Source organism: Glaciimonas soli (assembly GCF_009497155.1).
Classification (GTDB): domain Bacteria; phylum Pseudomonadota; class Gammaproteobacteria; order Burkholderiales; family Burkholderiaceae_D; genus Glaciimonas; species Glaciimonas soli.
Window position 1 is genome coordinate 173,614 of the sequence record NZ_WINI01000006.1, and the last position, 24,610, is coordinate 198,223.

Here is a 24,610-nt window from a genome sequence, read left to right on the forward strand (position 1 = left end):
TCAGACAATTCACTCACACGAAAGGGAACATCATGGCAATTAATACCGACCATATCAAAGACGCCCGCGACAATCTGAATGAAGGCTTGAAATCTGTCATCAATGAGGCAGAACAAATCATTGACGAAGCACATGACCATGCTCAACACCGTTATGACAAAGCACGCGCAAAACTGAAAGAAACATTGCACACTGCAAAAACTGAATTTCCTAAAGTCTCCAAAAAAGCCGTCGAAAGAAGCAGACATGCGGCGCATGTGACCGACGAATACGTTGGTGACAACCCATGGAAAGCCGTCGGTGTTGCGGCGGCGATTGGCTTGTTGGTAGGTGTTGTTATTGGCCGCGGCCGATAATATTACTGATTGACCTTCTTCTGTCAGCTATCAGTCATTAGACAAAAGTGGAGGGGCGGCAAACATCATCAGCACCATTGTGTAATTGCAATGAGTTGAACTGTTTGCCGCCCTCCGCTTTTTGGGCATACAAACGAAATAAGGCTTACGCAAAATTGTCCTAGCAGGGCGTGCCACACGCAGACAGTACGGCAAGTAGGCATAACGCCGCTGCAGCAGTTTTGCGTCTCTCCTAAAATTAGAGCCCTGCGGAGAAAGGTGCTTCATGCAGATATTTTCCGCAGAAATTTTCATCATCGGTATCAATCCTTACGTCGAAGTCCCCGAGGATGTTTTAGCAGAGCTCTTTAAAGCCGCCGGCAAAGAAAAAGGTCCCATTCCCATCAAAGGCCAGATTAATGGGAAGAAGTTCATACAAAACATCGTGAAGTATCAAGGACTCTGGCGCCTCTATCTCAATACCCCGATGCGCAAAGATGCGCAAGCGGAGGTTGGCGACACCGTACGTTTCGAGATTGCATTTGACCCAGTCCCGCGCACCGAGCCTGCGCATCCGGCATTCATTCGAGCGCTATCGCAAAGCAAAGAAGCAAAGAGTGCTTTTGAAAAATTAGCGCCCTCGCACCAAAAAGAAATCCACCGCAGTATCCGCATGCTCAAGAGTGAAAAATCTCGTTTACGGAATATCGGCATCATCATTCAGCACTTATTGGGGAACAAGCCGGAAACCCTTTATGCGCTGATGCACAAAAAACGAGATGAAACCGATCTGTAACGTCTCTTAGATCAGATCAATCCCGACCAAACTCCTCACCCAACTCCTTGCCGCGGGCGGCTGCTGCCTTTGCCGCAGTCACGATCGCCTGCTTCACGCCACTGTTTTCCATGCTGGTCAACGCCGCATACGTCGTCCCACCTTTCGAAGTAACACGCTCGCGCAATACCGATACCGGCTCGGACGATTGCTCTGCAAGATGCGAAGCTCCCACAAAAGTTGCGGTCGCCAATTCGACACTTTGTTGCGGCGTCAAACCAAGTTCCTGTGCAGCTTGCTGCATGGCTTCGATAAAGTAAAAGACATAGGCAGGCCCACTGCCTGAAATCGCAGTGACGGCATCAATCAATGCTTCATCCTGCAACCAAATCGTGCTACCAACTGCCCGCATAATGGAATCGGCTGTATCGCGCTGCTGCGACGACACGCCGCTACAGGCGAACATGCCGGTCATACCGCGGCCAATCAGTGCTGGCGTATTCGGCATACAGCGCACAATCGCTTCATGGCCATTCAGCCAGCGCGACAAAGCATCGGCGGGAATCCCCGCCGCAATCGACACCACGAGTTGATTCGACAAATGCGGCAACAGATTAGCCATCACCGACTTCATTATCTGCGGCTTCAGCGCCAATACGATCACATCGCTGCGGCTAATCGCTGCGTCAATTGTCGTAGCAGTGGTAACGCCAAATTGCTGCGTCAAATTTTGTAATGCGTCAGTATTCACATCAACCACATGGATGTTGGCACCATCGGTTACTTTGCCCGCCAAACCAGCGATCAATGCCGCCGCCATATTGCCGCCACCGATGAAATTAATATTGAGTTTGTTCTGCATAATTTTCCTGATTATTTTTTATATGTTGATACTACGCGATGATCGTTCCGACAAAAATCGTCGCACTATTCCGGCAGAATAATGACTGGCAACGCCATCCAAAAACTGTCCGAAATCCACATGCGCAGTGGCATCTGCGCGATCTGAAATAGTACGTAATATGGCGCAAGGAACCCCGTATTCATAGCAAATTTGCGCCACCGCAGCGCCTTCCATTTCAACCGCTAACACCTCCGGCAATGCTGTTACAATTCGGCTTGCGTGCGCAATATCACTGATGAATTGATCACCACTGGCTATCGTGCCAACATGCAAAGCTACTTGCTGCAACTGGAAAATGTCTTGGTTTTTTTGCGTAATAGCGTGCGGTAAATCGTCGCGCAAAAAGTTTTCCGCCGCTATTTTCAACTCTGCACTTAATGCTGCGTCTGTCGCAAATGTCGACATCCCCAGAAGAGGCACCTCATAACGCGGGAAAATCGGACTGGCATCCAAATCATGTTGTATCAATTGATCGGCCAGCACCACATCGCCAACCTTAGCCTCCGCTGCAATGCCGCCAGCCAGGCCGGTAAAGATAATCTCTGTTACGTTAAATTCACGTATCAACGACACGGTCGTGGCAGCCGCAGCAACTTTACCTATCCTGGCCAACGCCACTACGCACGGTTGCCCGTTCAGTTCGCCCACATGATAGTCGCGCATACCGATGCGCTCGATCCGACTACCGCTTTGCGCAATCATCGCGCTGATCAACTCCGCGATTTCTCCATGCATCGCGCCGAGGATTCCTATCGTCATTTCTATTTATCTTTCTGTCATTATTAGGACTCACGTAAATTACGTCAGCACGCTATGAATATGTCCGCGCACCGAAAATCGCACTGCCGACACGAACAATCGTCGCCCCTTCAGCGATCGCTGCAGTCATATCCCCTGACATCCCCATCGACAAAGTATCCAACCCCAAACCGTGCGCATTCAATTCTGAAAATAGTTCACGCACCTGACGAAACGCCGCACGCTGACGTGCCACATCATCGGTAGGCTCGGGAATCGCCATCAAACCGCGTAACTTCAAGCCAGGTAAAGCGGCAATCGCACGCGCCACTTCCAAAGCCTGGTCGACGCTGACACCACTTTTGCTGGCTTCCTCACTGATGTTCACTTGCAAACACACTTGCAGCGGAGGCAATTCTGGCGGGCGTTGTTCGGATAGGCGGCGGGCGATTTTTTCTCGCTCTATTGTATGCACCCAGGCAAAATTCTCGGCAATCAAGCGGGTTTTATTGCTTTGTATCGGACCGATGAAATGCCACTCCAAGACCGGAGATTGGAGCAAAAGCTTATCTGTCGCCACATTAAAGGTTTGCAGCAGCTGATTCACCGCTACCATTTTCTCTAACGCTTCTTGTACATAATTCTCACCAAACGCGCGCTGACCAGCTGCGGCAGCCTGCAACACTGCGTCTGCGCCAAACGTCTTAGATACTGCCAATAACATCACGCTGTCCACCGGGCGAGACGCCGCTAACGCCGCAGCGTGAATACTGTCATGTACAGCTTGCAACTTTTGAGAGATTGAGGACATAATCGCGGGATTAAAATTACTTCGAGGCATTATTCTTGCTTGAAATCGTGCTTAAAACGATACTCGCTTGAAATAGACAAAATTCGTCACTTCCGCAATGGTGAGATGTCATGGTTAAGACATAGCAATCTCCTGCTTTTACAGAATGACGGACGGCATTTTGAAAGTTGTCAGTATTGCGCGCAGAAACAACACTCAACTCAGGGATTATAGATGGACATTACGGAATTACTGGCATTTTCGGTCAAGAACAAAGCTTCCGACTTACATCTCTCAAGCGGTTTGCCGCCGATGATACGAGTGCATGGCGACGTGCGCCGTATCAATTTGCCACCGATGGAACATAAAGATGTCCACAGCATGATTTATGACATCATGAATGATGGACAGCGCAAAGCCTATGAAGAACACCTGGAGTGCGATTTCTCATTTGACGTCCCCGGTCTGGCGCGTTTCCGCGTCAACGCCTTTAATCAAGAGCGCGGCGCAGCAGCGGTAATGCGGACAATTCCGTCCAAAATTCTATCGCTTGAACAATTGAATGCACCCCGCATTTTCTCCGAACTTGCTTTAAAACCGCGTGGCCTGGTGTTGGTTACCGGGCCGACCGGCTCGGGTAAATCAACGACCTTGGCGGCGATGGTCAATCACGTCAATGAAAACGAATATGCGCATATTCTGACCATCGAAGACCCGATTGAATTTGTTCACAATTCGAATAAATGCCTGATCAACCAACGCGAAGTCGGACCGCATACGCATTCGTTCAACAACGCATTACGCTCTGCATTACGGGAAGATCCCGACGTCATTCTGGTCGGCGAATTGCGCGATCTGGAAACCATACGCCTGGCCCTGACTGCCGCCGAAACCGGCCACTTGGTATTCGGCACATTGCATACCTCATCCGCAGCCAAAACCATTGACCGTATTGTCGACGTCTTCCCGGCCGAAGAAAAAGAAATGGTCCGCGCCATGTTGTCCGAATCGCTACAGGCCGTGATTTCACAATCCCTGCTAAAAACTAAAGACGGCGGCGGCCGCGTCGCCGCCCACGAAATCATGCTCGGCACCCCAGCGATCCGCAATCTGATCCGCGAAGGCAAAATTGCACAAATGTACTCCACCATCCAAACCAGCAGCAACGCCGGCATGCAAACCCTGGATCACAACTTAACCGAACTGGTAAAACGCAACGTGATCTCCATGGCAAGCGCCCGTGCGGCAGCGAAAATTCCGGATAACTTCCCAGGATAATTAGGAAAAAATTTAGATAGGTGTTACGTAAAACAGGACTGGTATCACATTTTTTCTCACGATCTCGTGCCGTCAGTATCAATAACAAGATTTGGCGTCGCCATCATCCGATAGCTTAATCACTTACTTTTTATAGCACGTCTCTTCTGAGAAAAAATGCGATACCAGCCCTGCTTTACATAAGTTCCAATACCGAGCGCAGTTGATCCACCAAAGCTGTTGTTTTTGACGTTGAAGTTGCCGTTGTTTTTGACGTTGAAGTTGCCGTTGTTTTTGACGTTGAATTCTGCATTGGACGTTGCCAAAAATGTTGAAGCTTATTCGGAAAAAGAGGGAAGACATGTTTGAGCCGAAGGCGAGTTGGTCTTTCCTCCCGAATAAGCTTCAACATTTTTGGGAACCCGCCAACGGCGGGCAACGGCTCTGCAGTCGCCTTCTTTTGCTTACTTTTCTTGGCGAAGCAAGAAAAGTAAGTAGCTGTCGGGCTACCCCCGACAACGCTGTCACCACGGAGTGACACTCCAATTATTAAGCGCAATACTTAAAGAGAAAAAGAGAAAACCCGAATGGAACGCGATCAAGCCACCAAATTCATGCACGACCTCCTCCGCCTAATGCTAAGCAAACGCGGCTCCGATCTCTTCATCACAGCAGACTTCCCCCCTGCCTTCAAAATCGACGGCAAAGTCACACCAGTATCAAACCAACCGCTAAGTCCAGCGCATACGATAGAGCTGGCACGCGCCATCATGAACGACAAGCAAGCGGCGAGTTTCGAAGAAACCAGCGAATGCAATTTCGCCATCAATCCAGGCGATTTGGGACGGTTCCGCGTATCTGCGTTTATGCAACAAGGAAAAGTTGGCCTGGTGCTGCGTACCATTACTACCGAAATTCCAAAATTTGAAGACTTGGGCTTGCCTGACACTTTGAAAGAAGTTGCCATGACGAAGCGTGGTTTGGTCATCATGGTAGGTGCGACTGGTTCCGGCAAATCGACCACATTGGCTGCGATGATAGGTTATCGCAACGAAAATAGTTACGGCCATATCATCACCATTGAAGATCCGGTCGAATACGTTCACCCGCATAGAAATTGCATCATCACGCAGCGCGAAGTCGGGGTCGATACCGAGAATTGGGAAGTCGCGCTGAAAAACACGTTGCGACAAGCGCCAGATGTGATCTTGATCGGTGAAATCCGTGACCGCGAAACCATGGATCACGCCATCGCATTTGCTGAAACCGGCCATTTATGTCTGGCGACGCTGCATGCTAATAGCGCCAACCAGGCACTGGATCGCATCATCAACTTCTTCCCCGAAGAACGTCGGCCACAATTGCTGATGGATCTTTCCTTGAACTTGAAAGGTATCGTTTCGCAGCGCTTGATCCCGCTCAAAAATGTCAAAGGCCGCTGTGTGGCAATTGAAATCATGCTAAATTCACCTTTGATTTCCGATTTGATTTTCAAAGCAGAAGTACATGAAATCAAAGAAGTCATGAAGAAATCTCGCGAGCTCGGCATGCAGACTTTTGATCAGGCGTTGTTCGATTTATATGAAAGCGACAAGATCAGTTATGAAGATGCGTTGCGTAATGCCGACTCTGTCAATGACCTGCGCTTATCGATTAAATTACGCGGTAAAGACGCCAGTACCCGCGATCTGAGTGCAGGTACTGAACATTTAGGGCTAGTCTGAAAATGAATAACACCACATCAACTCTTTACGATTTTACTGTCGCACGACTAGATGGCAGCCCGGCAAACCTGGCTGACTACCGCGGCAAAGTTCTGTTAATCGTCAACACAGCCAGCGCGTGTGGTTTCACGCCGCAGTACCAGGGGTTAGAAGAACTGTATAAAAAATACCAGGAAAAAGGCTTGGAAATACTGGCCTTCCCCTGTAACCAGTTTGGTGCGCAAGAACCTGGCAATGCCGAAGAAATAGGTGCCTTTTGCGAAAAGAATTACGGTGTAACTTTCCCCTTATTTACCAAAATTGATGTCAATGGTAAAGACGCTGCACCGCTTTACGAATATCTGAAAAGCAATGCGCCTGGTTTACTTGGCAGCGAAGCTATCAAATGGAATTTCACTAAATTCTTGATCAACAAAGATGGGGCCGTTGTTGACCGCTATGCGCCGTTGACGAAACCGGAAGCGCTGGTTGCTGATATTGAGAAATTATTAGCGTAATACACCTGCAAAACCATTGAAAATCATGGCATCAAAACATCTTAATGTACTTAGAAACAGAAAATGAGTAGTAAGCAATTAATCGACCGTTTGATGCAAAACCATGATGACCATCCACTGGAAGCAGCAGCCGCACTGCGTAGCTTGAATGCAGATGATGTGTTGGCTGAAGACATCCCTCGCGTTGCATTTCTTGTGAATCATGTCATTGGCGAAAAAGAGCTGAAATGGAATGAGGCCTTTATATTGCAGCAACGCTTTGGGCGAGAAAACAGAACGCCAAAAGTTGTGCGTGACATAGCAGTCGCGGCAACCTTATCGGGCAACTTGCTTGAAGCATGGACCGCAGAATCGATTTTGCGTACAGATGCTTCAGCAACGTTTTCACAAGCATCTGTTGCTATTCGTTTGGGCATTCTGCAATACATTGCCCCAACATCAAACGCCAACCACATCTCGACAGAACTGCAAGTATGTTTAGGTGAAATTCAATCATGGCATGACGCTGGTCGGCTTGTCGGATTAATGGCGGGTGCGTTAAACAATGTCATTTCATATTTAATGGATAACCCCGGAACGGCCGACTCTGACACGACCTACCGACAAGCGATCGCAGAAGGATCTTTTGCTTGTCGTGATCTTTGGGTAAAAGCGGGAACCTGGGTAAATCATGAACGTGCTGAGTATTTGATCGCACTTGTTCACAACAAACTTGGCATATGGGATGTCGCTTGTGATGCGGCCAAGTCCGGACTTGCCATCATTCGCGCGAATGGTGAGGAAGATGTAGATCAGGCTTTCTTTTTATTAGAACTCGGGAAAGCCCTTCATCGCCTGGGTTTTCAAAGCGATGCTGAGGTGGCACGTCAAGAAGCATTTAGCCTCGCTAAACACTTTAATGAACCCGGTCTTGACGAGTGGTTTGCCATGCGCGCCAAGCTGACGTCACTGACTACAGAGCTTGCATAGTAAATCTGCCCTTCCCTCGTTTGCGAGGGAAGGGATATAGCAAGACGAATCAACCTAGGCTATATAACACCGCTGCCAAAACGCCACCCAATATCGAACCTAGTACTGGCACATAAGCATATCCCCAGTCGCTATCGCGCTTGCCTGAAATCGGCAAAATCGCATGCATCAGACGCGGCCCCAGATCACGTGCCGGATTGATGGCATAGCCGGTAGTACCGCCCAGCGAGACGCCGATACTCATCACCAGCAAAGCAACCGGCAACGCATTCAATGCCCCCAAACCAAACTTGGGCGATGCCATGCTCAAGACGCCGTATACCAGCACAAATGTACCGATCACTTCCGAGGTCAGATTACTAAAGGTGTTACGAATTGCCGGGCCGGTGCAAAACACGGCGAGCTTGGTATCGCCATCGGCAGTTTGCTCCAGATGATTACGATAGATCAGCCACACCAAAAATGCACCGGTCATACCGCCTAACATTTGCATCAGGACATAACCGGGTACATTTGCCCAAGGAAATTTTCCGGCAACAGCCAACGCTACTGTCACAGCTGGATTTAAATGCGCACCGCTTGACGCCGCCACCGTAAACACACCAACAAACACCGCCATCGCCCAGCCGACCGTGATCACGATCAAACCACCTCCATTGCCTTTGGTCTTATTCAAAATCACATTCGCGACAACGCCATTACCCAATAGCACCACCAAAGTGGTGCCAATAAATTCACCTAGCAGGGGATTCATTTTTCAATATCTCTCAGAATTGTGTACATAATGAAAGCGCAAAAAGTCTCGTCAACACTCGTGATGTCATGCACGTTTTTTGCGCTCATCTTTATAAGGTGGAGTAGCTAAGTGATGCCAAATAATCGAATTGAAAATTACCATCGTCATCCTCGCAAACGCGGGGATCCAAGTTGCGTAAGATGGATTCCCGCGTCCGCGAGAATGACTAGATCATTTTCAAAATGATAGGTTGACCTCACTTAATACACTATCAAAATCAGGTCGGACGTCAGGAATTTGCCCACACAGTCGCCGCCGCAATCGCACGCTGCCAGCCTTTGATGTTGGCTTGCACTTCGGCGGCAGGTAACGCAGCGTGGAAACGTTGATCGAGTTGCCACTGACCGCGCACGTCATCAACACCGCTCCAATAGCCGACCGCTAACCCAGCCAGATAGGCGGCACCCAAAGCCGTCGTTTCGGTGACTTTAGGACGCACCACATCGACACCAAGAATATCCGATTGAAATTGCATCAACAGATTATTCGCTGTTGCGCCGCCATCCACGCGCAGCTCTGGAATCACGATGCCTGAATCGGCTTCCATCGCCTTCAACACATCCATGGTTTGATACGCAATACTGTCGAGCGCCGCACGCGCGTAGTGCGCAGACGTCGTACCACGCGTGATGCCGAATATCGTACCGCGTGCATTCGCGTTCCAATGCGGCGCACCGAGACCAGCGAAGGCGGGTACCAGATAAACGCCATCGGTACTTTTCACACTACGTGCCAACTCTTCGATTTCTGCCGACGTTTTGATGATACCCAGACCGTCGCGCAGCCACTGCACCACGGCACCACCAATAAAGATGCTGCCTTCCAACGCGTAGTTAACTTCATTACCTATTTTCCACGCCACGGTGGTGAGTAAATTGTTCTTCGATGTGATCGGCTTGGTGCCAGTATTCATCATCATAAAACAACCGGTGCCGTAGGTATTTTTGACCATGCCTGGCTCAGTACACATTTGCCCAAACAAAGCCGCCTGCTGATCACCCGCAATCCCGGCAATCGGAATTTCCGAGCCAAAACTGGAAACCTCCGTATGTCCATAGACTTCACTTGAGGAACACACTTCCGGCAGCATGTTGCGCGGAATGCCCATCACTTCCAATAATTCGTCGTCCCAATCCAGCGTGTGAATATTGAACAGCATCGTGCGCGATGCATTAGAAACATCCGTTACGTGGCGCTTTCCGCGAGTCAGATGCCACACCAACCAGGTATCAATGGTGCCGAAAATCAGGCGTCCTTGATCCGCTAGTTTACGGGCACCGGCCACGTTTTCCAGTATCCAGCGAATCTTGGTTCCGGAAAAATACGAATCCACTAGCAAACCTGTTTTGTCACGAATGGTATCGCCCAAACCGCGGCTTTTCAGCTCGTCGCAAAATGACGCGGTACGACGATCCTGCCAAACGATGGCGTTGTAGATCGCCTTACCGTTTTCCTTGTCCCAGACCACGGTCGTTTCACGCTGATTGGTGATGCCAATGGCAGCAATCTCACCGGCACTCAAATGAATTTTGGTTGCCGCTTCAGCAGCAACACCGATTTGGGTTGACCAGATTTCTTCCGGATCATGTTCGACCCAACCTGGCTGAGGATAAATCTGACGGAATTCTTTTTGTGCAGATGAAACGATGTTGCCCTGACGATCAAACAGAATAGCTCGCGAGCTGGTCGTTCCCTGATCAAAAGCTAAAATGTATTTATCTTTCACGCTGTCTACTCCAAAGGTTGGTAAGTCCACTTGCGTGGATCTCGGTTATGACGAATATCCGGTTGCTTCACAGCGGTTCTGGTTTCGTCTTTTTATGCCTTTTTGCATGCTTCATTTCGGCTTAAGCTACAGCCGGTTCCACCGCAATCTTTTGCTCCGCTAACCACGCAGCCAAACGCGCTACAGCCTCAGTATCGCCATTGGCTAGTAGATGCAATCCTAATTTCGAGCGACGCCAAAGTATGTCGTCTACAGTAATCGCCCATTCTTGCTGCACTAAATAATGCACTTCCGCAGCATACAAATCCGCCCCGAATAATTCACCGAGGCCAGCAATATCCTTAATTCCCGCCAGCATGCGTTCAGCGCGCGTGCCGTATGCATGCGCATAGCGTTGCGCCAGTGCAGCGGGCAACCATGGATGGCGTTGTTGAAATACGCGTAAAAATTCGGTGATATCGGCCCGCTCAATATCTCCACCAGGTAAAGGCGCATGCGCGGTCCAGCTTGGTTTCATATAGCTGAACAATGATTGCAATTGATCGCATGCTTCTTCTGCCAGCCGACGATAAGTTGTGATTTTTCCACCGAAAACAGACAACACGGGGGCTTGATTTTGTCCGGTGTGCAGCTCTAATTTGTAATCGCGAGTAACCGCAGCGGGATTGTCGACTTCCTCTTCCAGCAACGGACGCACACCGGCATAGGTCCATACCACTTGCGCTGGTGTGACCGTGGCTTCGAAATAGCGGCTTACCGATTCGCACAAGTAAGCAATTTCTTCATTCGAAATCGTGACACTCGCAGGGTCGCCTTGATATTCAACGTCGGTGGTGCCAATCAGCGTAAAGTCTTTTTCATACGGAATCGCAAAGACAATACGGTTATCAGGATTCTGGAAAATGTAAGCGTGATCATGATCGAACAATCGCTTGGTCACGATATGGCTGCCTTTGACCAAACGAATCTGATGCTGGGCTGACGTTTGCAAAGCGCCGTGCAACAAACTCGCCACCCACGGGCCGGCGGCGTTGATCACGCAACGTGCTTTGACATGGGTTGTCTTGCCCGTCAGAGTACAAAGCAAGCTGGCATCCCAATATTGCGCGCCTTGCGTCGCCTCGATCAAACGGGTTTTCGTCAATATCGTCGCACCACGTTCGCGTGCATCCATCGCATTGAGCACGACGAGACGCGCATCTTGAACCGACGCATCAGAATAGACGAAACCCTTTTTCAAGAATTTCTTCAGTGGGATGCCGGATGGATGGCTACTGAAAGTGATACCACGTGAACCGGGCAATACTTCACGTTTGCTCAGATGGTCATATAAAAACAGACCTGCCCGTATCATCCACGCTGGTCGTAAATGCGGCATGTGCGGCATGACAAAGCGCAGCGGTGAAATAATATGCGGTGCGGCTTTCAACAAAACTTCGCGTTCTTGCAAGGCTTTGCGTACCAGACTGAATTCGTAATGCTCCAGATAACGCAGGCCACCGTGGATCAATTTGGTGCTGCTTGACGATGTATGTGCTGCCAGATCATCTTGTTCACATAACAACACAGTCAAACCGCGCCCCGCAGCATCGCGCGCAATCCCTGCACCATTGATGCCGCCACCGACTACTAATAAATCAACAATATCCGTCTGTTCCACTGCGTCATCCTCATGTGGTAAGTCTGAAGAGAAAAGTCTGTCATTTCGCCACATCATAAATCATTCGAAATCGAAAGTACATTGTTCGAATTCGAACATTTGCACTTAATCCCACAACGCTCCATAGATTTTTGTTGACTGTCAAAAACAATTCCCTACAATCAACCCGTACCTGCTTCAAAACCGATTTCGCTGTCCGTTAGTTTTTCTACTTGAGGAGAAGACAATGGTTCGTTCGAAAAAATGGTGGTGGGGCTTGCCGCTACTCTTTCTACTGTGGTTGATTGCCAATTGGACAAAAACGACCGACGTTGAACAGGATTTGAAGAGTCGGGCAGGCAGCGCAAGCGGGGATAGCACACTCACCGTCGCGGGACGGGATGTGACCTTATCCAATGCCACACAACAAGCACATGATGCCGCTGATCAGACGCATGGCGTGCGCTTAGTGAATGGCACCATCAATGATCAAGCTGCAACTGCAGCAGCAACTGGCAGTAGTGCCGACATTGCAGCTGCAGCCGTCGTAGCGACAACAGCGGCAGCAACCGCAATGACAGCAACAAGTGCAAATACGGGTGATACAGACGCGGCGGCGACAGGAATAGTCGATGCCAAAGCCTGCGAACAGTTGTTTGCCACAGCCCTCAGTCAATCGAAAGTCTTGTTCAACACCGCCCAGGCAACGTTGTCACCCGCCTCGCAAGCCACAGTAAAAGAGTTGGTAGATATTGCCAAACGTTGCCCGGATGATGCGATTGAGGTTGATGGTTATACCGACAATACGGGGAAATCAGCTCTCAATGTCACTCTCTCCAAACATCGCGCAGAAACCGTTGTTGCCTATATGAAGCAGGCTGGCATCACGCCGGATCATCTGAAAGCAGCAGGTTTTGGCGATGCCAATCCGATTGCATCCAATGACACCGATGATGGCAAGGCACAAAACCGTCGTATTGAAATGCATGTCACAGATAACGCCAGTGGCACCCCTGCAACCAGCACCAGCAACGCTCAATAAAGGGGAGAAACCACCATGAGCTACTTACTTGAAACGTATTGGGGCTGGACCTTGTTGTCGTTGGTATTGGGCTGCGTGATTGGCTGGATGACAAGTCATACCGCAAAACACTTTCACTGGATCGCGCGCTGGTTATATGCAGCCTTATGGGTGTTTGCGGCAGGTGTGATTGTCGCTCTGCTTAAATTGTTGCCAGGGCGTGCCGGCTTATGGCTGGAAACGGCATTGCTGTTCTTTGCCGCTTATATCATTGGCTGCCTGCTCAGTGCCTGGGTTAAATCTTTGCTGTCACCAGCCGCTGCGACGTCAGCGAACTTGGTGCCTGATTCCTATTCTGCTCCGTTACCTGACGCTATTCCGGCAACCAATGCCAGTAGCGTTGGCAGCAGACCATTTGGGATAGAAAGGCCAATTGGCACTCTCGACAATCTGAAATTAATTTCAGGTGTAGGGCATAAAAATGAGGAAGTGCTGCATGAATTGGGGATTTATAAATTTACCCAAATTGCAGAATGGACGATGCCAGAAGTCCATTGGGTAGAACATCATTTCAGCTTCCCGAACCGAGTTGAACGTGAGGACTGGCGCGGTCAGGCCAGGGAGTTGGCGGCGGGTGTCGAGACTGAATTTGCTAAGCGTGTGAAGGAAGGCAAGGTCGATTCGTCTAAGGATTAACGCTGTTGATTTACGCAATATTCGATGCTCAAAAATAAAAATGCCTCGATCAACATCGAGGCATTTTTTTATCTGTGTGTGCCGATCAATTGACCGCGTTCAGCGCACTATCAATCAGCTCAATCCAATGTTTCACCGGGGTTTCGGTCCCCGACTGCAAATGCGTCAAACAACCGATATTGGCCGAAACAATCACATCCGGGTTAGTCGCTTGTAAATTTTTCAGTTTATTGTCCCGCAATTGGTAAGACAACTCCGGCTGCAATACTGAATACGTTCCCGCTGAACCGCAACACAAATGACTATCAACACACAGCTTCACATCCACACCGGCACTGCGTAGCAAACCCTCAACCTTGCCGCGTATTTGCTGACCGTGCTGCAAGGTGCAGGGTGGATGATAGGTGATACGCTGTTTGATTTTCCCGTTGAGCTTGCTCGATAATCGTGCTTCGAATTCGGGTAACACCTCACTCAAATCGCGTGTCAGCGCTGAAATGATTTGTGCTTTTTCAGCATAGTCAACATCATGTGCCAACAAGTGTCCATACTCTTTGACCGTGACACCACAACCAGATGCCGTCATCACGATTGCTTCGATTTTTTCTCCATTGCTGCCATCGACATACGGCCACCATGCGTCGATGTTACGTCGCATGTCGGTGAGACCGCCATCCTGATCATTTAGGTGATAACGAATCGCACCACAACAACCCGCCTTGGGAGCAATCAATAATTGCACTTCGCATGCATCCAGCACGCGTGCAGCGGCGCTGTTGATATTCGGTCCCATTGCCGGTTGCACGCAGCCGTCGAGCAGCAACATTTTGCGTGCGTGCTGACGTTGTGGCCATATGCCAGCATCTTGCTTTTCCGGGACTTTATTCTTGAGCTTTTGCGGCAAACCCGAACGCAACATTTGTCCAACTTGCAGCGCTGGTGCGAACAGCCATTTCTGCACCAACAATTGTTTTAATGCGCCACGCTGCAGCCGTTGCGACCACGTTCTTGGCGCTTGCTGATCGACTACCCTACGCCCGATATCCAACAGGCGACCATATTTGACACCAGACGGGCAAGCCGTTTCACAATTGCGACATGTCAGACAACGATCCAGATGCAGTTGTGTTTTGCTGGTCGCAGGCTTACCTTCCAACACTTGCTTGATCAAATAAATACGTCCGCGCGGGCCATCTAATTCATCACCCAATAGCTGATAGGTCGGGCAGGTCGCAGTACAAAATCCGCAATGAACACAAGCGCGTAAGATTGCATCGGCTTCTTTACCTTCCGGCGTATCTTTGATGAAAGCAGCTAAATTTGTTTGCATGATTTTTAAAAGTCAGAGTACATACGGCCACGATTAAAAATCCCGGCTGGGTCAAAGGCGTCTTTTAGATTGCGATGGATTTTTGCGACTGCCGGCGCTAATGGCTGAAATGCACCGACCGTTTTTTTAAGCGCAGCATCACCGCGATAAAAAGTCGCGTGACCACCGACAGCGCCAACTTCGGCACGTACTTTTTCTGCTGCATCAGTGGTCACCAACCATCGCTGCGCACCGCCCCACTCAAGCAAACTGCGACCGGACAATCTCAACGGTGCAATCACCGATGGCACTGAGAGTCGCCATAGAGTCGATCCGGCGTCGAATGCCTGATCGAAAAATGCATGCTTTTGTTCGCGCACATCACACCAAAATTCTTCTGCGTCGGCGATAGAGTCACCACCTAATTTTTCTTCCGCCGAACTGACGGCTGCTTGTGCGCCAGCCAGGCGCACCGTCAACTCACCGCCATGCCAGCAACTCGCCGAAATCGGCAACGGTAATCCGCCCCAGGTATTGAGACTGCGAATCGCCTCTGCTTCGCTCATGGAAAAACGACGAGTGGCCGTCGCCACCGGGCGAGGTAATACTTTGAGCGAGATTTCCAATATCAAACCCAAGGTGCCAAGCGATCCGGCAAGCAAACGTGATACGTCATATCCCGCAACGTTTTTCATCACTTGCCCGCCGAAATGCAGCACATCGCCTTTGCCATCCATTAACACTGCGCCCAACACAAAATCACGTACTGCGCCAACCGCTGGCCGCGCCGGACCCGCAATGCCGCTGGCAACCATGCCGCCCAAGGTCGCGTTTGCGCCAAAATGCGGTGGTTCAAATGCCAGCATTTGATTGCACTCTGCCAGCGCAGCTTCGATTTCTGCCAGCGGCGTACCACAACGCGCGGTGATGACCAGTTCGGTTGGCTCGTAGGCAATGATGCCGCTATAACTGCGCGTATCCAGCAACGTGCCCTGCGGTGCTTCGCCGTACCAGTCTTTACTGCCACTGCCACGTATTTGTAATGGTGCGCTGGCGGCACTGGCATTGAGAATTTGTTCTCTGAATTGCTCACTAAGTTGTTTCGCGTTCATAACCATTTCTTTTAAAACCGTGGCAAATCAGGAAATTTCATTTCACCGCGCTTCACATGCATTTTTCCGTACTCGGCACAACGCTGCAAAGTTGGAATCGCTTTGTCTGGGTTCAATAAAAATGCGGGATCGAATGCGTATTTCACTTTAAAGAAAGCTTCGCGCTCCAACGGTGAAAACTGTACGCACATCGAGTTGATTTTCTCTATGCCGACGCCATGTTCACCGGTAATCGTACCGCCGACGGCGACACATAACTCCAGAATCTCGGCACCGAATAGTTCGGCTCGATGAAGTTCATCCGGTTGATTCGCATCAAACATAATCAAGGGGTGTAAATTGCCATCGCCTGCATGAAACACGTTAGCGCAGCGCAACCCATATTTGCGTTCCATTTCCGCGATCCCAAGTAGCACCTGGGCCAGACATTTACGTGGGATAGTGCCATCCATGCAGTAATAATCCGGTGACAAACGCGCTGCAGCGGGGAAGGCATTTTTACGCCCGGACCAAAAGCGCAGGCGCTCTTCTTCTGATTGTGACACTTCAATTTTTGTTGCGCCACTACTGGAAAGGACTGCACTCATGCGGGCAATCTCTTCTTCCACTTCTTCGGCAGTTCCATCGGATTCGCATAACAAAATCGCTGCTGCATCCAGGTCATAACCGGCATGGACAAATGGCTCAACGGTGCCAACACTGGTCTTATCCATCATCTCCAATCCGGCCGGAATTATCCCTGCTGCGATAACATCGGCAACCGCGTTGCCGCTGGTGACGATATCGTCGAATGAAGCCATGATGACTCTGGCCTGCTGCGGCTTAGGAATCAGCTTCACCGTCACTTCAGTGACAATACCGAGCATGCCTTCCGATCCGATAAACACCGCCAGCAAATCCAGGCCAGGCGCATCCAGGCCAGTGCTGCCGAGCTCGACAATTTCGCCCTCGATTGTCACCATTCGTACTCGCATCACATTATGTATGGTGAGACCGTATTTAAGGCAATGCACGCCGCCAGAATTTTCGGCGACATTACCGCCGATAGTGCAAGCAATTTGCGACGAAGGATCTGGCGCGTAATACAAACCATGCGCAGCAGCGGCATCCGAAATCGCCAAATTACGCACGCCGGGCTGCACTACAGCGGTGCGCGCATAAGCATCCAGCTTGACGATGCGATTAAGTTTTGCGGTCGATAGCACGACACCGTCAACAATAGGTACAGCGCCACCGGATAAGCCGGTACCTGCGCCACGCGGCACGATCGGCACTTTTAAGTTGCGGCAGATGTTGAGTATCGCCACCACCTGCTCTTCATTTTCTGGCAACGCCACCACCATAGGTCGTTGGCGATAAGCGGCGAGTGCATCACATTCATAAGGCGTAGTGTCTTCGGCATGAAACAACACTGAATTGGCCGGAAGCACGGTGCGCAATGCAGTCGCCACTTGTTTCTGACGTTCGAATGTGAAAGAGGAAGTGGAAGCGGAAGACTCGATTGAGGTTTGCATGCGCGTTCAGTTGAATGATATCTGACAAGTATAACGCAATCTCTCTTTTGGATGCAGCACGAATTCAGTATCGGCTTACCTCTTTGCGCAGCCGTATCATTAATAAATTTCTGATCCTATCCTCTGGCAGGCACTGGCTGAGATAGCTTATCGTGCCTCACCAATGGCGTCAGATTTTATGTCGGCAAAAAAAATCGGGATACGCCATATGACGTATCCCGATGTATTCGCACCTGTGCGCTCAGGCAATCGCCTGACGCAATCCATATCAGCAGGTTAATTATTTCTTAGTAGTATTGGTATCACCCAAATTGCTGTTGTTCAGTGTGACCTGTTGTGATTCCAACGCACGGATACGGCTCTGCAAGCTGCGCAACTCGCTGCTTGCCGCTTGTTGCTTGTTGCTTAGCAGCTGCGCTTGCTGGCGTCCCTGATCCTGCTGGGCCAAGACGCTTTGTTCTTGCTGCTGCTGAAGCGCCACATCGTTTTGCAAGGCGTTCAGGCGAGTTTCCTGCATTGCGATCTGTTGTTCCGTGTATTGTTTGTCCGCTTCCAGCTTGAGACTGCGTAATTCTACGTCAGCCAGTTTTTCGGTCTGGCCGACGAAACTCTTGTAGACCTGCTCAGCTTGCGTATCCGAAGCAGTTTTTACAACCCGCCAGAAATTCTTTTGCTGGAACAGCGCGACATAATAAGTACGTGTATCCGGCTTGAATAACAGACTGGCGCCGTAGCTACCGTTATAGGTAGTGCGCATTTCGCTCACGCCGTTCGGCATCAATTGCTGCAATTCGCTGATGGTACTGTTAGTGCTTATAGTACTTTTAGGCGCAGACTTAGTCGCGGCGGTCGCAGACTGAGGAGTAACAGCAATTGCTGGCGCAGGGCTTGCGGTGGACGATTGCGCCAGTGCGTTGACCGACATCCCGGCAATAAACATTCCCACTCCCACACAGCAGACTACCTTGCGTACAGTTACTTTCATCCCCTGATTCCTTCTTTAATTCGTTATTTCCGCGAATGCGGGGATAACGCTAGTGTTTTATTAAATTAGTTACGCGTCATTACTTACAGGACCAAATTCAGCACCCGAGCAATTTTATCTGCAAACTAGTTGTTGCTGGGCATTGTTTTTACTCAAACCAAGATTTTCGTTGTTATTCTATCACCCAGTCGGAACCAATTATTCAGCCTCGCCAACCGCGTCACTATCCACAATCTGGAATTTCCGCATTTTTTCCCACAGCACCTTACGGCTGATACCCAATGCATGGGCGGTATTCTGACGCTGCCATCCGTTGGCATCCAACATGGAAAGAATTCTGTTGCGTTCGACCTCATCCCATTTTTTTCGTACTACGGCCAAATTATTCCCATCATTTGCCGCCTCCATGGTGCCCAGCCTGTCGAATACACGATCAATGCGGGCACGATCCCAGTCGCCTAACTGGCGATAAATGATGCCAACCCGCTCGGCCACATTGCGCAGCTCGCGCACATTACCGGCAAATTTTGCCGTGGCAACCAGTTCCAGCAGCCAGTCCGGCGGCGGCGGGATTTGATCGTAGGTTTGCGCCAGCAGGTTGTTGAAAATCGCAATCTTATCGATTCTGCCGCGCTCTTCCAGATTAGGCACACGCAATTCGATCACTACCAGCCGATAATATAAATCGGCGCGAAACATGTCTTGCTGAACCTGTTCACGTAAATTGCGATTGGTCGCCGCCGTCAATCGGAAATCCAACTTGATCTCGGTTTGCGAACCGAGCCGGGTGACGGCACTTTGTTCCAGCACCCGCAATAGCTTGACCTGCTGATACAAAGGCAAATCGCCAATCTCATCAAGGAACAACGTGCCACCATCGGCCTGCTCGAAATAACCTTTATGCGCCACCAAGGCACCGGTAAACGCGCCTTTGGCATGGCCGAAAAACAGCGATTCGAACAAACCGTCCGGAATGGCACCACAGTTGACCGCCACAAACGGCCCGTGACGATAGCGACCATGGCGCTGATGCAAAAGCTGTGCGATGCGCTCTTTACCGACTCCGGTCTCACCGGTAATCAGCACGCTGGACTCGCAATCGGCGAAAGCTTCAGCCTCGGCCACCAGCATCTGCATGGGTTCGGAATGCGCAATCAGCGGTGGCGGCTCACGATCCGCGCTGGCGCTGGCGTGCAACTCGGCTGCCAAACGGAACACCAGCTTGCGCAACTCAGCGCCCGTAAAATCGAGCATCAGGATATGTGAATACTCAATCGGATACACGCGCGGATTGGCAGTGCGTCCCACTTCAGCCACCCAGATTACCGGCATGCCGTGCGCCTTTTGCCAGGCGTCGATGGAAAATTCGACGTGCTCAATCACAGTCACCGAGATCACCGCCAGCGACGACCGCAACGAAACCTGATCGCGCGTCACCGGCATACCGTCGGCACGAATCACTTCAATATCGAAACTCGCCAGACATTGCGAAATCCGCTCGGCAATATCCGAATTACCTTCCCATACATAGATGTCGAGACTTTCTTGCAAAGGTTTGTTTTGCATGGTCATTTCTTTTCAGTCTTTGTCGCTCAAAACCGCACAGGCTGGGCAGTTGCTTGCTGCCCCAGATTTTCCATCATTTGAAACATCATTCAATACACCAGCTTCACGTTACCGCAAGTGACTGATGACAAACTGAGCGTGCTTTGCCCAATGCCAATACCCAACAATGACAATACGGAATCGAGAATGCTGCCAATACCACCCAAAATCGGATTTAATATAGCCCCCAAACCGCTCAACAGTGCTGTCAGTAAGCCGCCCAAGAGCCCTGTAGGATCACTAACCGCAATAGTGTTAGGTTGGATAATTTGGCCCAATATAGCGCCCAGAGAACTATTGATAGTCGCAGTGCTGGGTGCCTGCGGCGGCACATTCAATGTCACCGATGTCGCGACCGGATTGGTCACAGGAACCTTGATACCAACCTTAAGTAACCCTATATTGCCTAGTATGGTATTTAATGACACACCAACCTGATTCGCCGGCTGCGACACATTGGGGCACGTAGGCGGGGGAAGAACGCCTTGCCCTGTCGCCATACAGACATCGGCAATACCGGTGCTAACGTTAAATGTAGCGCTTCGCGGCGAAGCGTTACATTGCACACCTTCTAGGGTAGCTTGACCTGCAGCGAGGTCAACATAAATGGGAAGACTGCTAGTTGATACCACTCCTAGCGACACTGATGCAACATTAATAGCCAGCCGCAACTGGGCCGACGTTGCTGTCGTGCCGACAGGCCCAACAGCTATCTGAGGTGGTTGAATCAGCGCTAACTTCACCCCCACGAGACCCGGTACGCTTGCACCAAGATCGACAAAATTATTCCCATTGGCAACCTGCAATGTGCCGACATTCAGCAAATCCAAGACATTGACTTGCGCATTCAACGCAGAAAGCCCATTAGACGTATCCAAATTCAAAATTTTACCGAGTGTAAATTGCGTACTACCCGCTAAGGTGATCAGGGGCCCCAGATCCGTTGTTATACTCGCTTGTTGGGCTGGAGTTAATGCACTGATTGATGCATTGATCAGTTGCAGCAACGTTACCTTGATATTCGCTACTTCACTAACGCTGCCGACACTTACGCCTAAGTTGTTCAGTAGCTGCAACAACGAAATCTGCGCACCTACCAGTCCGCTGGATGAGACAGCAGATAAGCAGAGACTACTGCCATTCAGACCAGTTAGCAGGGGTGCCAACAACGCACTGTTACTACTACACAGAGAAAGCAACCCCGTCCCAAGAGAAAACGCCGCAATTGGAGTGGTGCCCGAAGCAATCGCCTGAGCACTGATGGTGTTCGGGAGCAAACCAAAAAATATCGGCACCGTTTGCGTGACAACCACCTTCACCGCATTCAGACTTACTACACTAGCGGTCGCAGAAGTCGAAAAATAACTGGGAGCTGAATTGTTAGCCGGGTCCCAGTAGCCACAAGTGACGTTAGAAGCTACGATCGTAAAACCATTGGTCTGGGCATTACCTATGGCGGCCAATACCGGCGCGTCCGTCGCTGCACAGCCAGTGGGATTGCCAGCTAACGGCGTACTGACAAGCTGCTGCGCACCCGCTAACGCCGCCAGATCTACCGCTTTTTGCAAATCACGCTTCATGTAAAACAGGTAGCCGATATCAATCGACGACAGCAAAATGATCATGACAGATAAGAAAATTACAGCCATCACCGCAATCGAACCGCGCTGACCACCAGCCACACGTTGCTGTTGGCGCGCGGCTGAGCGTTGATCAGCATTGGAGCAGGGAAGTGAGATCATGGTGGCTGGCGTCAATTTGATGTCGTTATCCGCATGCAAATAATCAGTTCGAGCTTGAATCGCTCTTCGATACATTCACTTTAAAAAATTCTGGCAACGGATGCTGGAAACTATCGAGATAACGCTGCCAGCTGGCAGTGGCGGTCACACCCAGCATCGGCAGGCGAGGCCCGGCAACACGGCCGTCGGCTTGAGCCTGCAACAAGGTATGCGTAACATCACCAACACGTATTCTTGTTTCTAATTCGGTCGATGCCTGTTGTTCCTGCGGCTGCGCAGGAGCCGCGGCAACCGGCGTAGTGGCGGCGACCAGCGGAGCCGTAGTTGATACGTCGGTTGAGACATCGGTTGAGACGTAGCTCGATGTGGCTACCGGTTCAGACAACAACTTACCAGTCAGCGGTTCCATGTTTTGCGCGGACACATCCGACATCACAGCTGTCATGAGCAGCGCGGAGCTGATGAGGAGAATGTGCCTGCCGAGATTTTTCTGAATTGTCATATGTGCTTTCTTTTTTTACTTTGTTTAGCAAAAATCAAACCGCGTAACGTTGGTCACTCAGCCGCCACTACCAAACCGATCCAGCATCGATTGAAATGGCTGCACCGACGGCAACGTCGGATTTGTTTGTTTATCCGTTGACGTAACAGCCCCGCTCGCGATTGTTTTTACACCGTCAGCAGAACCGTGCACGGTTGCCGGTTGTTGTTGACCAATTTCCGCTGCCACGCGGTACACGGTCGCACGACTATCGGCAGATAACGCCCCTTTCTCCATCACGGTGCGGGCCTTTTCGGCATCGCCGGAGACCAACAGCAGCAGTGCCAGATTACCTATCATCTTGCGATTGTCCGGAGCCAGCTCCGCAGCTTGCGCCAGCGGCACCCGGGCAGTAGCAATATCGCCACTACGTAACAGCGCATAACCCAGATCACTCAACATCACAGGATTGGTCGGCTCGCGTTTTGCCGCTTCCCGCAACGATGCGGCGGCAGCCTTGTAATCGCCATGCTGAGCCGCCAGCAGACCCAGACCGTGCCAAGCGGCGCTAGCCTCGGAAGAGCTCAACAATGTACGATAAGTGGCATCCGCAGCGGCGCTCTGCCGGGTTTCGCGCAAAGCGTCGGCACGCAAACGCTGGATTTCCGGAGTACTGCCATTTTGCTGTTCGTAGGCATCGATATGCGCCAGTGACGCAAAGTACAAACCCTGCTCCTGCATTTGCCGTATCAAGCCCAGATACATTCCTTTGTTATCCGGCGTTGGCGCTTTTTCCTCTGCCGCCTGACGTAGTTGTGCCGCTTCGTTTTGTTGTGCGTTCACCTTTGCAGAATTGGTGCCACAACCGGTCAATAACACTGCAACAAAAACAACAGAGAGCGGAAAAAACTGTCCCGCAGCTACATCTGGCTCTCGCGGTATTCCAAAAAATTTCATGCGCCTGCTCCCATTTTCGACAAGGCCCGGATCACTGCCAGAAACCCCATGCCGCCGGTAATCACCAGCAATCCCGGCAACAAGGTCAGCACCATGACGCCGGTCATCTTGACTGTCAGCTTCCCTATCTTTTCCTTCATATCCAGCTTACGTTGCTCGCGTATCCGTTCACTGAATTGTTTGAGCGGTTCTTGTACTGCGCCACCGTGATGTTCCACCTGCACCAGCAGGCGCGATACTGCCTGCAAGTCCTCGTTATCGAACACGGTCGAGAACCGCCGCATCGATTGTTCCCGGCTGCGTCCGGTGCTGTATTGACGACCGGCGATTGTCAATTCCTCGCCCAGCACTTTCAGCACATTACTGAATTCGTTTTCAATCACATGCAAACTCTGATCAACCGATAAGCCGACACCTTGCAACAAGCGCAGCAAATCAATCATCAATGGCAATTCCTCTGCGGCCAGACGCTGGCGCTTGCGTGCGACGCGCCGCATCGCCCACTTCGGCAGCATGTATCCCAGTGCAAGGCCAAAGAAAATAATCAACAGCAGCGATAACCAACCTCCGCGTTCAAACAATAACAAGCCTAGCAATGGCAAACAGACCGCCAGCACCACTCGCGCTACAAAGAACAATGACCTTCCGCGCAGATCGTTGACACCGCACTGATCCAACAAATGTCTGTCTTCTTCTGCCACCAGCTGACGCCCTAGCGGGGTATCAATCCAATTGGCACTGAGCGCGATCAGGCGATCGCGCCAACCTAGCACTTTGGCGCCCGCATCCGGCGCAGCCGAGGACTGTTCATGCGCCACAATCTTTTGTTCCATCGTGACCAGATTACGCCGGAGCCGCCACGCTCTTGCCAGCAGCGCCGCGCCCATCAACAACAAGGCCGCCGCCATCAGCAAGATCGCCAAGATAATCAGCGTGTGTTGTGTTGTATTCATTCTATTTCCACCTTATGGCGACCTCCAAAAATTCCGTCATCCTCGCGTTCGTCGGAATGATGGAACAGCGCTATTCGACCAGCTT

General features: G+C 50.7%; 24 protein-coding genes. 8 read left to right on the forward strand and 16 right to left on the reverse strand.

What is annotated here, in order from left to right:
* Nucleotides 1-32: 32 nt before the first annotated feature.
* On the forward strand, nucleotides 33-356 hold the full coding sequence (locus GEV47_RS11950; RefSeq protein WP_153234998.1) for a DUF883 family protein: 324 nt from the start codon (nucleotides 33-35) through the stop codon (nucleotides 354-356).
* A gap of 265 nt (nucleotides 357-621) precedes the next feature.
* Nucleotides 622-1,131: a DUF1905 domain-containing protein gene (locus GEV47_RS11955; protein ID WP_153234999.1), complete on the forward strand. Its 510-nt coding sequence runs from the start codon at nucleotides 622-624 to the stop codon at nucleotides 1,129-1,131.
* 16 nt (nucleotides 1,132-1,147) lie between these two features.
* Here GEV47_RS11955 and proC read toward each other — a convergent pair whose 3' ends face one another.
* Genes proC through GEV47_RS11970 form a run of 3 tightly spaced genes read right to left on the reverse strand, consistent with a single transcriptional unit; the run spans nucleotide 1,148 to nucleotide 3,563 of the window.
* Nucleotides 1,148-1,972: a pyrroline-5-carboxylate reductase gene (proC, locus tag GEV47_RS11960; RefSeq protein ID WP_153235000.1), complete on the reverse strand. Its 825-nt coding sequence runs from the start codon at nucleotides 1,970-1,972 to the stop codon at nucleotides 1,148-1,150.
* An 18-nt stretch (nucleotides 1,973-1,990) separates the two neighbouring features.
* Nucleotides 1,991-2,773: a 5'-methylthioadenosine/adenosylhomocysteine nucleosidase gene (locus tag GEV47_RS11965; RefSeq protein ID WP_153235001.1), complete on the reverse strand. Its 783-nt coding sequence runs from the start codon at nucleotides 2,771-2,773 to the stop codon at nucleotides 1,991-1,993.
* A gap of 52 nt (nucleotides 2,774-2,825) precedes the next feature.
* Entirely contained in the window at nucleotides 2,826-3,563 is a 738-nt protein-coding gene (locus GEV47_RS11970) for a YggS family pyridoxal phosphate-dependent enzyme (protein ID WP_153235002.1), read from the reverse strand.
* A gap of 213 nt (nucleotides 3,564-3,776) precedes the next feature.
* Between GEV47_RS11970 and GEV47_RS11975 the strand changes: the two genes are divergently transcribed.
* Nucleotides 3,777-4,820, forward strand: coding sequence for a type IV pilus twitching motility protein PilT (locus GEV47_RS11975; RefSeq protein WP_153235003.1), 1,044 nt, complete (start codon nucleotides 3,777-3,779; stop codon nucleotides 4,818-4,820).
* A 119-nt stretch (nucleotides 4,821-4,939) separates the two neighbouring features.
* On the opposite strand, the gene GEV47_RS19555 is transcribed toward GEV47_RS11975, so the two are convergent.
* Nucleotides 4,940-5,125 carry a hypothetical protein gene (locus GEV47_RS19555; RefSeq protein ID WP_228124682.1) on the reverse strand — a complete coding sequence of 62 codons (186 nt, stop codon included), beginning with the start codon at nucleotides 5,123-5,125 and terminating at the stop codon, nucleotides 4,940-4,942.
* A 261-nt stretch (nucleotides 5,126-5,386) separates the two neighbouring features.
* Here GEV47_RS19555 and GEV47_RS11980 point away from each other — a divergent pair, with 261 nt between their 5' ends.
* The 3 genes from GEV47_RS11980 to GEV47_RS11990 all read left to right on the forward strand — a co-directional run bounded on the left by GEV47_RS11980 (nucleotide 5,387) and on the right by GEV47_RS11990 (nucleotide 7,989).
* Nucleotides 5,387-6,523: a PilT/PilU family type 4a pilus ATPase gene (locus GEV47_RS11980; protein WP_153235004.1), complete on the forward strand. Its 1,137-nt coding sequence runs from the start codon at nucleotides 5,387-5,389 to the stop codon at nucleotides 6,521-6,523.
* 2 nt (nucleotides 6,524-6,525) lie between these two features.
* Nucleotides 6,526-7,020 carry a glutathione peroxidase gene (locus tag GEV47_RS11985; RefSeq protein ID WP_153235005.1) on the forward strand — a complete coding sequence of 165 codons (495 nt, stop codon included), beginning with the start codon at nucleotides 6,526-6,528 and terminating at the stop codon, nucleotides 7,018-7,020.
* A gap of 63 nt (nucleotides 7,021-7,083) precedes the next feature.
* Nucleotides 7,084-7,989 carry a hypothetical protein gene (locus GEV47_RS11990; protein ID WP_153235006.1) on the forward strand — a complete coding sequence of 302 codons (906 nt, stop codon included), beginning with the start codon at nucleotides 7,084-7,086 and terminating at the stop codon, nucleotides 7,987-7,989.
* A 49-nt stretch (nucleotides 7,990-8,038) separates the two neighbouring features.
* Here the strand turns inward: GEV47_RS11990 and GEV47_RS11995 are convergent, their stop codons facing one another.
* The 3 genes from GEV47_RS11995 to glpD form a co-directional block, all read right to left on the reverse strand.
* On the reverse strand, nucleotides 8,039-8,743 hold the full coding sequence (locus tag GEV47_RS11995) for an MIP/aquaporin family protein (protein WP_153235007.1): 705 nt from the start codon (nucleotides 8,741-8,743) through the stop codon (nucleotides 8,039-8,041).
* Nucleotides 8,744-9,014: 271 nt separating this feature from the next.
* Entirely contained in the window at nucleotides 9,015-10,511 is a 1,497-nt protein-coding gene (gene glpK, locus GEV47_RS12000) for a glycerol kinase GlpK (protein WP_322741622.1), read from the reverse strand.
* 121 nt (nucleotides 10,512-10,632) lie between these two features.
* Nucleotides 10,633-12,171 (reverse strand): glycerol-3-phosphate dehydrogenase, encoded by a 1,539-nt coding sequence (gene glpD, locus GEV47_RS12005; RefSeq protein ID WP_322741623.1) that lies wholly within the window; start codon nucleotides 12,169-12,171, stop codon nucleotides 10,633-10,635.
* A 226-nt stretch (nucleotides 12,172-12,397) separates the two neighbouring features.
* Between glpD and GEV47_RS12010 the strand changes: the two genes are divergently transcribed.
* Nucleotides 12,398-13,192 carry an OmpA family protein gene (locus GEV47_RS12010; protein WP_153235008.1) on the forward strand — a complete coding sequence of 265 codons (795 nt, stop codon included), beginning with the start codon at nucleotides 12,398-12,400 and terminating at the stop codon, nucleotides 13,190-13,192.
* A 15-nt stretch (nucleotides 13,193-13,207) separates the two neighbouring features.
* The gene (locus GEV47_RS12015; protein ID WP_153235009.1) at nucleotides 13,208-13,867 is read left to right on the forward strand and encodes a hypothetical protein; all 660 of its coding nucleotides are present in this window, start codon (nucleotides 13,208-13,210) and stop codon (nucleotides 13,865-13,867) included.
* 85 nt (nucleotides 13,868-13,952) lie between these two features.
* Here the strand turns inward: GEV47_RS12015 and glcF are convergent, their stop codons facing one another.
* From glcF to GEV47_RS12060, 9 genes are all read right to left on the reverse strand, one after another.
* Nucleotides 13,953-15,197 carry a glycolate oxidase subunit GlcF gene (gene glcF, locus GEV47_RS12020; RefSeq protein ID WP_153235010.1) on the reverse strand — a complete coding sequence of 415 codons (1,245 nt, stop codon included), beginning with the start codon at nucleotides 15,195-15,197 and terminating at the stop codon, nucleotides 13,953-13,955.
* A gap of 5 nt (nucleotides 15,198-15,202) precedes the next feature.
* Entirely contained in the window at nucleotides 15,203-16,288 is a 1,086-nt protein-coding gene (gene glcE / locus GEV47_RS12025) for a glycolate oxidase subunit GlcE (RefSeq protein WP_153235011.1), read from the reverse strand.
* Nucleotides 16,289-16,299: 11 nt separating this feature from the next.
* Nucleotides 16,300-17,802, reverse strand: coding sequence for an FAD-linked oxidase C-terminal domain-containing protein (locus GEV47_RS12030; RefSeq protein WP_153235012.1), 1,503 nt, complete (start codon nucleotides 17,800-17,802; stop codon nucleotides 16,300-16,302).
* Nucleotides 17,803-18,082: 280 nt separating this feature from the next.
* Complete coding sequence (locus GEV47_RS12035) at nucleotides 18,083-18,787, reverse strand: DUF2968 domain-containing protein (protein ID WP_153235013.1); 705 nt, start codon at nucleotides 18,785-18,787, stop codon at nucleotides 18,083-18,085.
* Nucleotides 18,788-18,985: 198 nt separating this feature from the next.
* On the reverse strand, nucleotides 18,986-20,353 hold the full coding sequence (locus GEV47_RS12040; RefSeq protein WP_153235014.1) for a sigma 54-interacting transcriptional regulator: 1,368 nt from the start codon (nucleotides 20,351-20,353) through the stop codon (nucleotides 18,986-18,988).
* 89 nt (nucleotides 20,354-20,442) lie between these two features.
* Complete coding sequence (locus GEV47_RS12045; RefSeq protein WP_194270656.1) at nucleotides 20,443-22,134, reverse strand: TadG family pilus assembly protein; 1,692 nt, start codon at nucleotides 22,132-22,134, stop codon at nucleotides 20,443-20,445.
* Between the two features lie 43 nt (nucleotides 22,135-22,177).
* The gene (locus GEV47_RS12050) at nucleotides 22,178-22,636 is read right to left on the reverse strand and encodes a DUF3613 domain-containing protein (RefSeq protein ID WP_153235016.1); all 459 of its coding nucleotides are present in this window, start codon (nucleotides 22,634-22,636) and stop codon (nucleotides 22,178-22,180) included.
* Nucleotides 22,637-22,693: 57 nt separating this feature from the next.
* Nucleotides 22,694-23,572 carry a tetratricopeptide repeat protein gene (locus tag GEV47_RS12055; protein ID WP_153235017.1) on the reverse strand — a complete coding sequence of 293 codons (879 nt, stop codon included), beginning with the start codon at nucleotides 23,570-23,572 and terminating at the stop codon, nucleotides 22,694-22,696.
* On the reverse strand, nucleotides 23,569-24,525 hold the full coding sequence (locus GEV47_RS12060; RefSeq protein WP_153235018.1) for a type II secretion system F family protein: 957 nt from the start codon (nucleotides 24,523-24,525) through the stop codon (nucleotides 23,569-23,571). Before GEV47_RS12060 ends, GEV47_RS12055 begins: the two co-directional genes overlap by 4 nt.
* Nucleotides 24,526-24,610 lie beyond the last annotated feature (85 nt).